This is a genomic window from Klebsiella sp. 10-1 (genome assembly GCF_009758445.1).
In the GTDB taxonomy this organism is placed as follows: domain Bacteria; phylum Pseudomonadota; class Gammaproteobacteria; order Enterobacterales; family Enterobacteriaceae; genus Klebsiella; species Klebsiella scottii.
This window is the reverse complement of the sequence record NZ_WQRE01000001.1, coordinates 102,584-118,527: the sequence shown is the minus strand read 5'-3', so window position 1 is coordinate 118,527 and position 15,944 is coordinate 102,584. Positions and strand designations below refer to the sequence as shown.

Sequence of the window (15,944 nt, the reverse complement as noted above, 5' to 3'; positions counted from 1 at the left end):
CTCTGACAAACCCCGCTCCGGCGGGGTTTTTTATTTGTCTCGCTTAGCTAATCAGCATCGCCTGCGCGCTGTAGAGTAAATCAAGATGATCGCGGCATAAGGCATCAAGCGAAGTCCGCGACAGATGGCTGGTTAAGCTCAGCGCTCCCCAGTACACCCCTTCCCTGTCGGCCAGCGGCACCGCCAGCACTAACATCCCAATTTCAAACTCCTGCTCGATCGCGGCATATCCCTGGCGACGGATTTGGGCGATCTTTTCCATCAGCGGCGCAATATCGGTCACCGTATAAGGGGTGCGCTGTTCGCGCCTGATGCGCTGCAGGACCGTTTCGCACTCTGCCTCCGGCAACGATGCCAGCCACAAACGTCCGCCGGCGGTGCAGTGAATCGGTACCCTCTCCCCCAGCCGAACCGAGGTGGAGTTAAACGGCGTGTGTTTGCTGCGGGCGATATAAACCAGCTCGTCATCATCAATCACCCCAACCGAGGCGTGCTCCTCCGTGCGGCTGGCAATGTACTCGACAATCGGCCGCACCATCCGCGGGAACTGGGCCGAATCAACATAGGCCTGCCCCAGACGCAGCGCTTTTGGCGTAAGCCAGTAGTAGCGCCCGTCGGTCTGCAGGTAGCGCTCATGCAGCAGCGTGAGAAAGAATCGCCGCGCCGCGCTTTGCGTCAGCCCGCTCATTTTTGCCGCCTGCGGTACGGAGAGACGGGGATACTCTCGTGAAAAAAGCTGGATCAGCGCCAGCCCTTTTTGCAGCCCGACGATCAAATCGCGTGGATGTATTTGGTTTTGCATAGTTGTTCACACTTTTGCAACAAGACTATCAGTTTAGTGCGATTATCGCAGTGATGGTGCGATTAACAACCAACACGTCCGAATTCTGCGTTGCCGCTCCCAGCGTCCACTGAAATACTTTCACAACATTCATTTAACAAGTGAGGTTTGAAATGGTCAGTGGATCCACTCAGGTTGTTGCCGTCATCGGCCACCCTATTACCCAGGTTAAATCACCGGAGAATTTCAACCGTCACTTTGCAGAGCAAAGCCAGGACAGCGTGATGATCCCGGTTGATATCGTGCCAGAGGCGGTGGCTGATTACCTGAACGCGTTACGTGGATGGCAGAATATGAGCGGCGTGCTGGTTACCGTTCCGCACAAACAGCGCGTCGCCGCCCTGGTCGATGAACTCACTCCGCGAGCGCGCCACCTCAACGCGGTAAACGTGGTGCGTAAGCTGCCGGACGGCCGCTTAGAGGGCGATATGCTGGACGGCGTCGGCTTTCTTCTTGCCGCAAAAACGCGGGGTTTTCAGGCCAGCGGAAAAAAAGCGCTGCTGTCAGGCTGCGGCGGCGTAGGGAGCGCCATCGCGTGGGGTTTATGCGAAGCGGGCATCACCCACCTGACTCTCCACGACCAGAATTCGGCCACTCTGCAGCTGCTGCACAACCGCCTGGCCACTCGCTTTCCTGAGCTGCACCTCGCCACGCTGCCGGACACCCTGGACGGTATTGATTTGCTGGTCAACGGCTCCCCCGCCGGAATGAGCGGCTTTGACGCGCTGCCGCTGCCGCAGACCCTGCTGGATACTCTGGAAGCCGCCACTTATGTCGCCGATGTCGTCACCGCGCCGGTGATGACTCCCCTGCTGACCTTCGCTCAAGCCCGGGGCTGCGTGGTGCAAACCGGGCCTGAAATGGCGTTAGCGCAGATGAAGCTGATGGGGCAGTTCATTGGCGCCATCGCTCATGAAGAAGGGGCCATCGCATGAAAAGCTGGGACGTTATTGTTATCGGCAGCGGCGCCGCCGGTTTTGCCGCAGCGGTGACGGCGTGCTGTAAAGGGCTCTCGGTACTGATGCTGGAGAAAGCCGCTCAGTTTGGCGGCACCTCGGCCATTTCAGGCGGAGCCGTATGGATCAACGATACCGACCAGGCGCGCAGGCAGGGAAAAAGCGGCCCGGAACACGCGATAAAAACCTACCTGAAGACGATTATCGGCGAACGGCACTACCGCCCGGAGATGGTGGATGCCTTCGTCAGTTCAGGCCGTGAAGCGCTGGCCTTTCTGGAAAAAGAGGGCGCGGTGAAATACAGCCTGCGCCCGCTATCTCCCGACTATTACCCGGATGAACCCGGCGCCGTTGACGTTGGCCGCGCGCTTGAAGTCGTCGAATACGACGGCCGCAGGCTTGGCTCACGATTTCGCGAACTGCGATCGCCTCCGCCGGGGATGCTGCTATTCGGCGGCATGATGGTCAACCGCGTCGATATTCAGCATTTTCTCGATATGCGCCGCTCGCTCCGCTCATTTACCCACTGCACAAAGCTACTGCTGCGCTATGGCCGCGATCGCCTGAAATATCCTCGCGGAACCCGGCTGGCGATGGGTAATGCCTTAATTGCGCGGATGGCCGCCCTCGCCTTTCGCAAGGGCATGAGCCTGCAGCTGAACGTAAACGTTACGTCGCTAATCGAAAGCAACGGTGAAGTCACCGGCGTCGAGATTGAGCATGCCGGCCAGAGAAGCGTGCTGCATGCGCGCCAGGGCGTGGTGCTGGCCGCCGGGGGATTTGCCGCTGGCCAGCTGGCGGCGCGGTACCGGCCGAAAACGCGCGAACACTACACCATGTCACCCGACGCCAATGACGGCGCGGCTTTTCGCCTGACGGCGACGCTTAACGCCAGGCAAGGAGCCGATTTACCGTCAAACTTTTTCTGGGCGCCGGTCTCCGTCTTACGCCATGCGGATGGCAGCGAAGAGCGTTTCCCGCACCTCGTCACCGATCGCGCCAAGCCCGGCGTCATTGCCGTTAACCAGCGCGCCGTGCGTTTCGTGAATGAATCTAACTCCTACCACCATTTCGCCAGCGCCATGCAAAGCCAGGAGGAAAATGCGCCCTGCTATCTGATTTGCGATGCGCTGGCCATGAAGCGCTACGGCCTGGGGCTGGCGCGCCCGGCTCCGGTTAATAACGACGCGCTGATAAAGGCCGGCTATCTGCACAAAGCGGATTCTCTCGCTCAGCTCGCGCAAGCGCTGGGGATCGATGGACAAACCCTGACCGCTACCGTTAGCCGCTACAACCGAGATGCCGCCAGCGGCAGCGATACGGAATTTACCAAAGGAGGCAACAGCTATAACCGTGTGATGGGCGATCCCGGCCACCAGCCTAACGCCTGTAACGCCCCGCTCGCCGCGGCCCCCTTTTACGCCATCACGCTCTACACCGGTGATTTGGGCACCTCACGCGGGCTGGTCACCACCGCCGATGCTCAGGTCATTAATCAACAAGGTCAGCCCATTAGAGGGCTGTATGCCGTGGGCAATGATATGGATTCACTGATGGCCGGGACCTATCCCGGTCCCGGAATCACTCTCGGCCCGGCGCTCACCTTCGGCTATCTCTGCGCCACGCACCTGGCGCAACAACCCGCACTTTAATCAGGAGAGTTTCATGATCTACGAAAAACGTACCTACACCATCAGCCCATTAAAAATGGCCGACTGGCTGGCGCTCTACAAAAGCGATGCCTACGCCGTGCAAACCGAGCACCTCGGCAAGCTGATTGGCTTTTTCTTTACCGAGATTGGCGTCGTTAATCAGGTCGTGCATATCTGGGCTTATAAAAGCCTTGACGATCGTCTGGTGCGCCGCGCGCGCATGGCGCAGGACGAACGCTGGCTCACCTTCTCTCGTAAAAACCGCGAACTGGCGGCCGTCGAGCGCCTGGAGTCCGTTCTGCTGCGCCCTACCGATTTTTCACCGCTGCAATAAGGAGCCATAGATGAGCGGGCATGTGAAAGTAGATGTGCTGATTGTCGGTTCCGGAGCGGCGGGTCTCTCAGCCGCCGTCACCGCCGCCCTCAACGGCGCCAGCGTGCTGGTGGCGGAAAAGGAGTCGGTGATTGGCGGCACCAGCGCCTGGTCCGGCGGCTGGCTGTGGATCCCCCGCAATCCGCTGGCCCGCGAGGAAGGCATTGAAGAGGACGCCAGCGTGCCGCTCACCTATCTTCAACACGAGATGGCGGGGCAATCCGCCGATGCCCGCCTGCTCACTTTTCTTCGCTACGGCCCGGAAATGATTGATTTCTTTCGCCATAACACGGCGGTGCAGTTTATTTCCGGCAGCCGGATGCCTGATTTTCACAACTCGCCAGGCTACGCGCAGGGCGGACGTTCCGTCACCGCCCGGCCGTTCGATGGCCGCCTGCTCGGCGACTGGCTGCATCGACTGAGACCGCCGCTGGAGACAATCAGCCTTGCGGGAATGGGGATTGCTGGCGGCGCCGACATGACGCATTTCTTTAACGCCACTCGCTCTCCGCGCTCCGCGCTGTATGCCGCGCGGCGCCTGCTGCGCCACGGCTGGCAGCGCTTACGCCACGGTCGCGGACGGCATCTGGTCAACGGCAACGCGCTGATGGCGCGCCTGCTGCGCGCGGCGCTGGATGCCGGCGTCAACTTCCGGCTGAATGCGCCGGTAGAACGTCTCTTAACGTCATCAGCCGGCGTGACCGGCGCGGTATTACGCGGCGATGAGGGTCCAGTTCAGGTCAGCGCAAATGCGGTTATTCTCGCCTGCGGCGGCTTCCCCCACGATAAGCAGCGCCTGGCTCAGCATGTCGCCCACGCCGCAAACGGCTACGGCCACTTCTCTGCCGCCCCGCCGGGCAACGCGGGGGACGGGATCCGCCTGGGAGAGTCGGTCGGCGGTCAGTTTGACGACTCTCTCAGACACGCGATGGCCTGGGCGCCGGTTTCCCGCGTCACCCTCGCCAGCGGCCTGCAGCTGCCGTTCCCGCACCTGGTGGAACGCGCTAAGCCCGGGTTTGTCGCCGTGCTGCCCAACGGCAGGCGCTTCACCAACGAAGCCGACTCCTATCACGACTTTATTGCCGCGCTGCTGGAGGCCACGCCGCCCGGAGAAACTCCGCAGGCGTGGCTGCTTGCCGACAGCCGGGCGCTGCGCCGCTATGGTCTGGGCCATGCTCGTCCGGCCCCTTTCTCGACCAGGGCATGGCTTCGCACCGGCTATCTGCAGTCCGGCGAGACGCTGGAGGCGCTGGCGGAAAAATGCGCTATTGATAGCGTCCGGTTGAAGGAGACCATCAGCCGCTTTAATACCTTCGCCGCCCGCGGCAGGGACGATGAGTTCCAGCGCGGAGCCTCGGCCTATAACCAGGCCCAGGGCGACGCCGCCAATCCTCACCACCCGACCTTAGGCGCGCTGAGCCAACCCCCTTTCTATGCGGTACGCATTCTGCCGGGTTCGCTCGGATCGTTTAGCGGCTTGAAAACCGATGAACAGGCCCGCGTGCTGGATGCGCAGCAGCAGCCCATCGCCGGCCTCTATGCCATCGGTAACGATATGTCGAGCGTGATGCGGGGATACTATCCCAGCGGCGGTATTACGCTCGGCCCGGCGATGACCTTTGGTTATCTTGTTGGTAAAAATCTGACAGAAAACATAAATAAAACAATGAAGTAAGTCACACCCGCCAGGGACGGTAGTACACATAACAACAACCATCTGCCACTGTACCGGAGTCCTTATGAACATGCGTACCCTATCACTCGCCGCACTGACCCTGCTGGATGTTTCGCCGCCGGAACAGGTGCGGATTGCCGCCCAAACCGGCTTTACCCACGTCGGACTGCGGCTACTTCCCGCCACGCCATCCGACCCGAACTACGACATGCTCGGCGATACCGCCACCGTTCGCGAAACCTTAGCGGCGCTGCGCGATACCGGCATTCGCGTCTCCGATGTTGAAATTGTTCGCCTGACGCCAGACTTTGCGCTGGATGCGCGACTGCGTCTGTTTATGCAAACCGCCGAGCGGCTGGGGGCGAAACAGGTGCTGGTCGCCGGCAACGATAGCCATCTCAACCGTAGCGCGGATAACCTCGCGGCGCTGGCGCAGGCAGGTCAAGAGTATGGTTTAACGATGAATCTCGAACCCATGCCGTGGACCTGCCTGCGCACTATTGCCGCTGCCCGCAGCTTGATTGACGCCAGCGGCAGATCGGATGTTGGTATTCTGATCGACGCCATCCATTTCTGGCGAGGGGGCGAATCGCTCGAAGCGCTCTCCCGCCTCCCGCACCATTACCTGAACTATATGCAGCTGTGTGACGCTCCGTCAGCTATCCCGAGCGATGAGCAGGAGCTTATCCATCAGGCCCGCGCCGCGCGTAACATTCCCGGCGAGGGCGGGCTCGATCTACCGGGCCTGATGGCCGCCCTTCCGGCGACTCTCGCCGTCTCTCTCGAGGTGCCGTTAAGCGGCGACCGGGGCGCCCTGCCCGCGCTTGAGCGCGCGCAGCTGCTGTTCAAGGCCGCGCAGACCTATCTGCAGCCATCCGCCTGAGGGAGGCACTATGACACAGACTCAACGCCTGGATGTCAGAGAGTTAATTAACCATAACCCCTTGAGCCGCTATCAGAAGCTGGTGGTTTTCTTAGGTTTCTGCGTGATTGCGCTGGACGGTTTTGATATCGCGATTATGGGTTTTATCGCCCCCACCTTGAAACAGGAGTGGGGGGTCACCAACCATGAGCTCGGCTTTGTCATTAGCGCCGCGCTGATTGGCCTCGCGCTGGGAGCGATTTTTTCCGGCCCGCTTGCCGACTGGCTGGGACGGAAAAAAATCATCGTTAACAGCGTCTTCTTTTTTGGCTTCTGGACCATCGCCACCGCATTTTCACAAAATATCGATCAGATGATCTTCTTTCGCTTTATGACCGGACTCGGACTGGGGGCCGCGATGCCGAACATGGGGACCCTGGTCTCAGAATATGCCCCGGAGCGACGGCGATCTTTCATTATTACGATTATCTTTTGCGGCTTCACCTTCGGCGCGGCGGCGGGAGGATTTTCCGCCTCGTGGCTGATCCCGCGGTTTGGCTGGCACTCCTTAATGGCCTTAGGTGGCGTGCTGCCTATTTTGTTTGCGCCGCTGCTTATCTGGAAGCTACCGGAATCAGTACGTTTTCTGGTGATTAAGGGCGCTCCGGCGGCGCGGGTCCGCACGATTTTACGGCGGCTTTATCCCGGACAAATCGCCGATGACGCGGAGTTTACCCTGCCAGCGCAGCCCGTCAGCGGCAGCGCAATGCGCATCGTGCTCTCCCGCCGGTATCGCTTCGGCTCGCTGATGCTGTGGCTGGTCTATTTTATGGGGCTCTTTCTGGTCTATCTGCTGGGCAGCTGGCTGCCGACGCTGGTTAAAGAGGTCGGCATGACGGTAAGCCAGGCGGCAATCATGACCGCCATATATCAGGCCGGCGGAACCCTGGGCTCGCTGTTTGCCGGCTGGCTGATGGACCGCATTAACCCGCACCGTGCGCTGGCGGTCATTTTTGCCATTGGCGGGATTTTCACGATGGCAATGGGCTACGCCGCGGCCAGCTTTACCCTTCTGTGCCTTCTGGCCTTTATTAGCGGAGCCTGTCTGAACGGCGGCAATACCGGGATGAACGCGCTCTCTGCGCGCTTTTATCCGACCCAGGCGCGAGCCACCGGCTCCAGCTGGATGCACGGCATCGGCCGCGTCGGGGCTATTATCAGCGCCTTTGCCGGCGCCGAAATGATGGCGCTAAACCTCAGCTTTGAAAGCGTCTTTTTGATCCTCGGTATTCCGGCGGCCCTGACCGTAGCAGGGCTTATTGCAAAAGAGCTGTTTGCCGATGGCTCCCACGCGAACGATACCGCCTCATCCGCCGCAGCCAGGAGCGCGTCGTGAATAATATACCTCCTGCCGCTATTACCGCCGGAGAGGCTGCCTCCAGGCATATTGCGGCACCACCTCGCCCCACCTCACGTACGATCTGAGAAGCAGGCGGCGCAGCAGAAAGCTGCGCCGCGCCTTCATTTCCTCCTCGCTACGGCCATTTTTCGATCGCCCTCTCACAAACGAAAAATAAATTCCAAAATAATAATAAAATGAAATAAACGATTCCATAATGTGGATGCCGAAATATGCCCCGTCGACGGCACAAGCGGCAGGAATCACCCAACGTTCCCCCTGACACCCGTGTTTTTTGAAAGGAGAGCTCCATGTTAAACGGCATGAACCCCCTGTCCCGTTCCCTGCGCTGGGGCATGATCGGCGGCGGCGGCACCAGCCAGATTGGCTACAGCCACCGCTCTGCGGCGCTGCGCGACAACGTCTTTACCCTGCTGGCGGGCGCACTCGATATCGATGCCGAACGCGGACGCCAGTTTGGCCAGCAGCTCGGCATCGCGCCAGAGCGCTGCTACGCCGATTATCAAACCCTGTTTCGCGAGGAGGCGCGGCGTCCCGATGGCGTCGAGGCGGTGTCGGTCACCACGCCAAACAATACCCACTTCGCGATCGCTAAAGCCGCGCTGGAAGCCGGGCTGCACGTTATCTGCGAAAAGCCGCTATGCTTCACCGCCGCCGAAGCCAACGAACTGCTGACGCTGAGCCGCCGGCACAACAAGATCGTAGGCGTCACCTACGGCTACGCCGGATATCAGATGGTTCAGCAGGCGCGGCAGATGATCGCCGAAGGGCTGCTCGGCCAGATTCGGGTGATCACCATGCAGTTCGCCCACGGCTTTCATAACGAGGCGGTCGAACTGCAGGCAGAGTCCACCCGCTGGCGGGTGACGCCGGAGTACGCGGGCCCAAGCTACGTACTGGGCGACCTCGCAACGCACCCGCTGTTTATCGCCGAAACCATGGTGCCGCAGCTCAACATTAAGCGCCTGATGTGCTCCCGCCAGAGCTTCGTTAAGTCCCGAGCGCCGCTGGAAGATAACGCCTTCGTGCTGATGGAGTACGACAACGGTGCCGTCGGTTCGATGTGGACCAGCGCGATCAACAGCGGCGCAATGCACTCGCAAAAGGTGCGCGTGGTCGGGGAAAAGGCCAGCATCGAATGGTGGGATGAGCGGCCCAATCAGCTCAGCTATGAGGTACAGGGCGAACCGGCCCGGCTCCTCGAACGCGGAATGCCCTATCTCAGCCGCGAGGCGCTGGCGGACGATCGCATCGGCGGCGGTCATCCGGAGGGGCTGTTCGAAGCCTGGGCAAACCTCTACCGCCGCTTCGCTATCGCCATTGATGCGACGGATCGCGGCGACGCTCAGCTGCTGGCAGACTTCTGGTACCCAAATGTGGAAGCAGGATTACACGGCGTCTACTGGGTTGAACAATGCGTCAAATCCGCCGACGCCGGCGGCCAATGGGTTGACTTTAATTTACAATAAATGCTGCATCCCGGTGGGGCCTCCTCCACCGGTTTCTTTATTTCTACCGCACTTACCTCACCACGCTACACACCCGTAATATCTGTTAAACAAACATTTATTTACGCTTTCGGCTCCCCCCACTACACTAGGCGCAGTTTTTCGATTGAGGTGGTAATGAACGATAATAAAATGACGCCAGGCGAACTGCGCGCGACCTGGGGTTTGGGGACCGTATTCTCGCTGCGTATGCTCGGCATGTTTATGGTTCTGCCGGTTCTGACCACCTATGGTATGGCTTTACAGGGCGCCAGCGAGGCGCTTATCGGCCTCGCAATTGGGATCTATGGGCTGGCCCAGGCCCTGTTTCAGATCCCCTTTGGCCTGCTTTCCGACCGTATCGGGCGTAAACCGCTGATCGTTGGCGGCCTGCTGATCTTCGTTATCGGCAGCATTATCGCCGCGCTCAGCGACTCCATCTGGGGCATTATTCTCGGCCGGGCGCTGCAGGGCTCCGGGGCGATTGCCGCCGCGGTCATGGCGCTCCTTTCCGATTTAACCCGCGAACAGAACCGCACGAAAGCGATGGCCTTTATTGGCGTCAGCTTCGGCGTGACCTTTGCTATCGCTATGGTGCTGGGGCCGATAGTCACCCACCAGCTGGGCCTTCACGCCCTGTTCTGGATGATCGCCGGACTCGCGTCGATCGGCATTCTGCTCACCCTGTGGGTGGTGCCCAACAGCCATAATCACGTCCTGAACCGCGAATCAGGCATGGTAAAAGACTGCTTTAGCAAAGTCCTCGCCGAGCCAAAGCTGCTGAAGCTCAATTTCGGCATTATGTGCCTGCACATCATGCTGATGTCGACGTTCGTCGCCCTTCCCGGCCAGCTGGAGGCCGCAGGTTTCCCCGCCGCTGAGCACTGGAAGATTTATCTGGTGACCATGCTTATCTCTTTTGTCTCGGTCGTGCCGTTTATCATCTATGCCGAAGTGAAGCGCAAGATGAAGCACGTCTTTCTGTTCTGCGTCGCGCTGCTGCTGGTGGCCGAAATCGTCCTGTGGGGCGCGGGCGGATACTTCTGGGAGCTGGTCGCGGGGGTTCAGCTGTTCTTCCTTGCCTTTAACCTGCTGGAAGCGCTGCTGCCGTCGTTGATTAGCAAGGAGTCGCCGGCCGGATACAAAGGCACCGCGATGGGCATCTACTCAACCAGCCAGTTTCTCGGCGTGGCGATTGGCGGCGCGCTCGGCGGCTGGGTTGACGGCTTCTTCGATTCGCAGACCGTGTTCCTGCTCGGCGCGCTGCTGGCGATGCTGTGGCTGCTGGTTGCCGGAACGATGAGCGAACCGCCGTACGTCAGCAGTCTGAGAATTGAAATCCCGGGCGATGTGGCCGTGGATGATACCCTGCAGACGCGTCTGCTGACCCTCGACGGGGTAAAACAGGCGCTGGTGGTGGCCGAAGAGCGTTCGGTCTACGTCAAAATCGACAGCAAGCTGACCAATCGCTTCGAGGTTGAGCAGGCGATAAAAGGGAGTTAAAAAAAAGCGGGGATAACCCGCTTTTTTATTAGTCGCGGAAGTTCTTGAACTGGAACGGCTGGCCTAAATCGCCGCCGCGCACCAGCGCCATCACCGCCTGCAGATCGTCACGCGCCTTGCCGGTCACGCGGATCTCTTCGCCCTGAATCTGCGCCTGCACCTTCAGCTTGCTGTCCTTGATGAGCTTAACGATTTTTTTCTGCATCGTGCTCTCAATGCCCTGCTTCAGTTTGGCATCGACAAACCAGGTTTTGCCGCTGTGCACGAACTCTTCCGGCACCTCGAGAGAGCTGCCCTCAATGCCGCGCTTCAACAGCTTAGCGCGGAGAATATCCAGCAGCTGGTTAATCTGGAAATCAGACTCGCTGAGAACCTTGATGGTCTCATTTTTTTCGTTCAGCTCAAAACTGGCTTCCACGTTGCGAAAATCAAAACGCGATTCAACTTCACGGGTCGCATTCTCTACGGCGTTTCGAACTTCCTGAAGATCGACTTCAGAGACAATATCGAAAGATGGCATCTTTTCCTCTCCTTTCGTTTCTTTTGCGTTGCATAATACCTGCAACACGGCATAACTCAACTGGTTATCCCGCAAGCATAGCTGACGGCGCTATGCTCCAGGTTTCTCCAGCCGCAGCGGCATTGGCTGCAGCCGGAAGGACAACGAGTATATACTTTAGCTATGAGTGCCTGGGATTGTCGCAGGTGAGGAGGATTAATGAAGGTAACCGTACTCGGATGCGGTGCGCTTGGACAGCTATGGCTGACCGCGCTGTGTAAACATGGACATGATGTCCAGGGGTGGTTACGCGTCCCACAACCTTTCTGCAGCGTCAATCTGATCGAGACTGACGGCAGCATTTTTAATGAGTCGTTAACCGCTAACGATCCCGATTTTCTCGCCAGCAGCGATCTGCTGCTGGTCACCCTGAAGGCCTGGCAGGTCTCTACGGCGGTAAAGAACCTCGCCGAACGCCTGCCGGCCTCATCACCGATACTGCTTATCCATAACGGAATGGGTACCGTCGACGAGCTTAAAGGCGTCAGGCAGCCCCTGCTGCTGGCTTCAACCACTCAGGCCGCGCGGCGCGACGGCAACGTTATCGTCCACGTGGCTAACGGCACCACCCATATTGGCCCGGCGAGGGCGTATCCGCAGGACTACAGCACGCTTGCCGATACGCTGCAAAACGTCCTGCCGGACGTGGCCTGGCACAATAATATCCAGCCGGCGCTCTGGAGCAAGCTGGCGGTCAACTGCGTGATTAATCCGCTGACGGCGCTACGCAACTGCAAAAACGGCGATTTACGCGACGCGGCGATGGAAGTGGAGACTATCTGCCGGGAAGTCGCCGCCGTGATGGAGCGCGAAGGAATACATACATCGCCGGAAAACCTGCTATTTTATGTCCATCAGATAATTGAAAGTACGGCAGAAAATATCTCTTCGATGCTGCAGGATATCCGCGCTCAGCGTCATACGGAAATCGACTATATCACCGGTTTTCTGCTCAAGCGCGCCCGCGCCCACGGCCTTGCCGTACCGGAAAACGCCCGCATGTTTGAACAGGTAAAGCGTAAGGAGAATGAATATGAGCGCGTCGGCACTGATTTGCCTCGCCCCTGGTAGCGAAGAGACGGAAGCGGTCACCGCTATCGATTTACTAGTACGCGGCGGGGTGCAGGTCACTACCGCCAGCGTCGCCGGCGACGGCAGCCTGACCATTGTCTGCTCGCGCGGCGTTAAGCTGCTGGCCGATGCGCCGCTGGTGGAAGTTGCCGACGGCGATTATGACATTATCGTTCTTCCCGGCGGCATCAAAGGCGCGGAATGCTTCCGCGATAGCCCGCTGCTGGTGGAGACGGTCAGGCAGTTTCATCTCTCCGGGCGGATCGTCGCCGCCATCTGCGCCGCTGCCGCCACGGTGCTGGTCCCGCACAATCTTTTCCCGATCGGCAACATGACCGGCTTTCCGGCGCTGAAGGAGCAGATCCCCGCCGGGCAGTGGCAGGATAAGCGCGTGGTCTGGGACCCGCGGGTTAACCTGCTCACCAGCCAGGGGCCAGGAACGGCGATTGATTTTGCGCTCAAGATGATCGATCTGCTGGTCAGTCGTGAAAAAGCGCACGAGGTCGCTTCACAGCTGGTGATGGCGGCGGGAATATATAACTACTACGAAGCCTGATCCGATACGGGCAGGATCGGTCGCCCGGATAAGGCATGGCTGCCGCTATCCGGGACTTCCCCCGATCGCGCCGGGCGGCGCCTCACGGGGTGACCGTCGCTATCCGCAGGTTACGGGCGATAGACCTTCACGTTCTCAAAGCCCTGCTCGCGCAGATACAACGCCTGCAGGCGGCTCATTACGCCACGCTCGCACCACAGCAGCCAGGTTTTGCTCTGGTCGAGGTTGCCGAACTGGGTGCTCAGCTTGTAAAACGGTAGCGAAACCACGTCGACACCGTCAACCTTCAGCGGTCTGTCATCCTGCTCATCAACCGAGCGAATATCCAGAATCACGTCGTTGGGGCCAAAACCGCTGACGGTTTCAACTTCAACCACTTCCTGCTGAGTCTGCTGGGCGATATCGCGAATATCGACGTTATTGGCTTCCGCCACCACCTTCTCAAGGATGCTGAAATCGAAGTTCTGCTCTTCCGCTTCAATCTTCGCCTTCACCGCCTTCACGGTCGGGCTCTTCGAGATCACGCCGCAGTATTCCGGCATGGTGCGGGCAAAGTCTTCGGTGCCGATTTCGCGCGCCAGGTTAATGATGTGCTCTTTATCGTGAGAGATCAGCGGACGCAGGATCAGCGTATCGGAGACGTTATCGATCAGCCGCAGGTTGGTCAGCGTCTGGCTGGATACCTGGCCCAGCGCTTCGCCGGTCACCAGCGCCTGCACGCCGTAGCGTTCAGCCACCTGAGAGGCGGCGCGAACCATCATGCGCTTAAGCACGACGCCCATCTGACCATCGTCAACTTTTTCGAGGATCTCACCGACCACCGGCTCGAAGTTAATCGCCACAAACCGCACGCGGTGGGAGCTGCCAAAGCGGTTCCACAGGTAGTGCGCGACCTGACGGACGCCGATTTCGTGCGCCGCGCCGCCGAGGTTAAAGAAGCAGTAGTGCACGCGGCAGCCGCGACGCATCAGCATGTAGCTGGAAACGCCGGAATCGAAGCCGCCGGAGATCAGCGACAGCACGTCTTCCTGGGTGCCGATGGGGAAACCGCCGATGCCTTCATAGCGCCCTTTCACCAGCAGCAGGCGATCGTTTTCGATCTCCAGATTGACGGTGATATCCGGGTTGGTCAGCTTAACGCGGGCCGTTTCGATATGCTGGTTCAGACCGCCGCCGACGTAGCGTTCCACTTCGATAGAGGTAAACTCATGCTTACCGCGACGCTTTACGCGCACGCAGAAGGTTTTGCCTTCCAGCGTCTCGCGCCACAGCGGCAGCGTTTGCTCGAAAATATCGTGCAGCGAAGTGAAGGGAACGTCTTCGACTTCCAGGATATGGTGAATACCGGGAATTCGGGTCAGCGCATCGCGAATAGCCGGACGCTGATTTTCGTCTTTCGCGCGAACTTCGATATGATCCCAATGACGAACGACGGCGAGCGTCTCATCATAGTTTTTGAGAACGTTACGAATGTTCCCGGTTAAGATTTTAATGAAGCGCAATCGCACAGATTGGCTTTTGATGGTGATTTCCGGGAACAATTTAATGATAAACTTCATGGCGACAATAGTTCGTTGGCAAGCCCGACAGGGCTTTAAGCAAAAGATGTACTGCAGTGCACCGCGGTGCCTGCATCCAGGGCGCGAAGTATACCACTAATGGAAGCTTTTCACCTGGCATTGCGTGTTTTACGCTAAATCATCCGCAGCCGGGACGACAGGTTCGCCGGGAGCGCATCGGGCTTAGGCCAGGGCCGCTTGCCGGATAAGGCGCATATTTGCTTAACCACGTGACTTCGTTACCATACTGCTGTCGCGACATAACAAGAGTCTATATTCACTATGCCAAAGAAAAATGAGGCCCCGGCCAGCTTTGAAACCGCCCTGAGCGAGCTGGAGCAGATCGTCAATCGTCTGGAAAGCGGCGCTCTGCCGTTAGAAGAAGCGCTCGGCGAGTTTGAGCGCGGCGTGCAGCTGGCGCGTCAGGGACAGGTCAGGCTGCAGCAGGCCGAGCAGCGCGTACAAATTCTGCTGGCAGAGAGCGAAGATACGCCGCTGACGCCTTTTACGCCGGACGCTGAATAGATGGATTTCCCACAACAGCTACAGGCCTGCGTTGCGCAGGCCAACGACGCGCTGCGCCGTTTTCTTGCGCCGCTGCCGTTTCAGAACACTCCGCTGGTTGAGGCCATGCAGTACGGCGCATTATTAGGCGGCAAACGCCTGCGCCCCTTCCTGGTATACGCCACCGGCGACATGTTTGGCGTCAGCCGCGCGACCCTGGACGCGCCGGCCGCGGCCGTTGAATGCATCCACGCCTATTCGCTGATGCACGACGATCTGCCGGCGATGGACAACGACGATCTGCGTCGCGGCCTGCCTACCTGCCATATTAAATTTGGCGAAGCGAACGCAATTCTTGCCGGAGACGCCCTGCAAACGCTGGCGTTTTCTATACTAAGTGATGCGACGATGCCGGAAGTACCGGATCGGGACCGGCTGGCTATGGTCTCCGAGCTGGCGCAGGCCAGCGGCGTTGCCGGAATGTGCGGCGGCCAGGCGCTGGATCTCGAAGCCGAAGGCCATCAGGTTGACCTCGAAGCGCTCAAGCGCATTCATCGCCATAAGACCGGGGCGCTGATTCGCGCGGCGGTGCGCATGGGCGCCCTGAGCGCCGGAGAACGCGGCCGTGCGGCGCTGCCGGCGCTCGATCGCTATGCGGAAAATATCGGCCTCGCCTTCCAGGTCCAGGATGACATTCTTGACGTGGTAGGGGATACTGCGACCCTTGGCAAACGTCAGGGAGCCGATCAGCAGTTGGGCAAAAGTACCTACCCCGCGCTTCTGGGACTTGAGCAAGCCCGGAACAAAGCGCATGGCCTGATTGAAGACGCCCGTCAGTCGCTAAATGAGCTGGCCGCGCAATCTCTGGATACAACGGCACTGGAAGCGCTCGCGAATTACATAATTCAGCGCGATAAATAAACAAT

The 15,944-nt window shown here is 59.3% G+C and carries 15 protein-coding genes; 12 read left to right on the top strand and 3 right to left on the bottom strand.

From position 1 onward, the window contains the following. Window positions 1-43: 43 nt before the first annotated feature. Window positions 44-802 (bottom strand): IclR family transcriptional regulator domain-containing protein, encoded by a 759-nt coding sequence (locus GO007_RS00540; RefSeq protein WP_095094390.1) that lies wholly within the window; start codon window positions 800-802, stop codon window positions 44-46. A gap of 152 nt (window positions 803-954) precedes the next feature. Here GO007_RS00540 and GO007_RS00535 point away from each other — a divergent pair, with 152 nt between their 5' ends. From GO007_RS00535 to GO007_RS00500, 8 genes are all read left to right on the top strand, one after another. Further along, window positions 955-1,776: a shikimate dehydrogenase family protein gene (locus GO007_RS00535; protein ID WP_095094388.1), complete on the top strand. Its 822-nt coding sequence runs from the start codon at window positions 955-957 to the stop codon at window positions 1,774-1,776. Further along, complete coding sequence (locus tag GO007_RS00530) at window positions 1,773-3,449, top strand: FAD-dependent oxidoreductase (protein WP_095094386.1); 1,677 nt, start codon at window positions 1,773-1,775, stop codon at window positions 3,447-3,449. The genes GO007_RS00535 and GO007_RS00530 overlap by 4 nt, the downstream gene beginning before the upstream one ends. A 13-nt stretch (window positions 3,450-3,462) precedes the next feature. Next, on the top strand, window positions 3,463-3,783 hold the full coding sequence (locus GO007_RS00525; RefSeq protein ID WP_095094385.1) for an NIPSNAP family protein: 321 nt from the start codon (window positions 3,463-3,465) through the stop codon (window positions 3,781-3,783). Between the two features lie 10 nt (window positions 3,784-3,793). Further along, window positions 3,794-5,497, top strand: a complete 1,704-nt coding sequence (locus GO007_RS00520) for an FAD-dependent oxidoreductase (RefSeq protein WP_095094383.1) — start codon at window positions 3,794-3,796, stop codon at window positions 5,495-5,497. 64 nt (window positions 5,498-5,561) lie between these two features. Further along, the gene (locus GO007_RS00515; RefSeq protein WP_095094381.1) at window positions 5,562-6,380 is read left to right on the top strand and encodes a sugar phosphate isomerase/epimerase family protein; all 819 of its coding nucleotides are present in this window, start codon (window positions 5,562-5,564) and stop codon (window positions 6,378-6,380) included. A gap of 10 nt (window positions 6,381-6,390) precedes the next feature. Beyond that, window positions 6,391-7,755: an MFS transporter gene (locus GO007_RS00510; RefSeq protein ID WP_095094379.1), complete on the top strand. Its 1,365-nt coding sequence runs from the start codon at window positions 6,391-6,393 to the stop codon at window positions 7,753-7,755. A 314-nt stretch (window positions 7,756-8,069) separates the two neighbouring features. Next, complete coding sequence (locus GO007_RS00505) at window positions 8,070-9,248, top strand: Gfo/Idh/MocA family protein (protein WP_095094375.1); 1,179 nt, start codon at window positions 8,070-8,072, stop codon at window positions 9,246-9,248. A 156-nt stretch (window positions 9,249-9,404) separates the two neighbouring features. Continuing rightward, on the top strand, window positions 9,405-10,769 hold the full coding sequence (locus tag GO007_RS00500; RefSeq protein ID WP_095094373.1) for an MFS transporter: 1,365 nt from the start codon (window positions 9,405-9,407) through the stop codon (window positions 10,767-10,769). A gap of 28 nt (window positions 10,770-10,797) precedes the next feature. Here the strand turns inward: GO007_RS00500 and GO007_RS00495 are convergent, their stop codons facing one another. Then, entirely contained in the window at window positions 10,798-11,289 is a 492-nt protein-coding gene (locus tag GO007_RS00495; RefSeq protein WP_041144301.1) for a YajQ family cyclic di-GMP-binding protein, read from the bottom strand. A 198-nt stretch (window positions 11,290-11,487) separates the two neighbouring features. On the opposite strand from GO007_RS00495, the gene panE reads away from it, so the two are divergent. Next, window positions 11,488-12,399: a 2-dehydropantoate 2-reductase gene (gene panE / locus GO007_RS00490; protein ID WP_095094371.1), complete on the top strand. Its 912-nt coding sequence runs from the start codon at window positions 11,488-11,490 to the stop codon at window positions 12,397-12,399. After that, window positions 12,362-12,955 (top strand): protein deglycase YajL, encoded by a 594-nt coding sequence (gene yajL, locus GO007_RS00485; RefSeq protein WP_095094369.1) that lies wholly within the window; start codon window positions 12,362-12,364, stop codon window positions 12,953-12,955. The genes panE and yajL overlap by 38 nt, the downstream gene beginning before the upstream one ends. Before the next feature lie 110 nt (window positions 12,956-13,065). Here yajL and thiI read toward each other — a convergent pair whose 3' ends face one another. Further along, window positions 13,066-14,514 (bottom strand): tRNA uracil 4-sulfurtransferase ThiI, encoded by a 1,449-nt coding sequence (gene thiI / locus GO007_RS00480; protein ID WP_095094367.1) that lies wholly within the window; start codon window positions 14,512-14,514, stop codon window positions 13,066-13,068. A 282-nt stretch (window positions 14,515-14,796) separates the two neighbouring features. Here thiI and xseB point away from each other — a divergent pair, with 282 nt between their 5' ends. Then, complete coding sequence (gene xseB, locus GO007_RS00475; RefSeq protein ID WP_095094365.1) at window positions 14,797-15,039, top strand: exodeoxyribonuclease VII small subunit; 243 nt, start codon at window positions 14,797-14,799, stop codon at window positions 15,037-15,039. After that, the gene (gene ispA / locus GO007_RS00470; protein ID WP_095094363.1) at window positions 15,040-15,939 is read left to right on the top strand and encodes a (2E,6E)-farnesyl diphosphate synthase; all 900 of its coding nucleotides are present in this window, start codon (window positions 15,040-15,042) and stop codon (window positions 15,937-15,939) included. The last annotated feature ends 5 nt before the right edge of the window (window positions 15,940-15,944 follow it).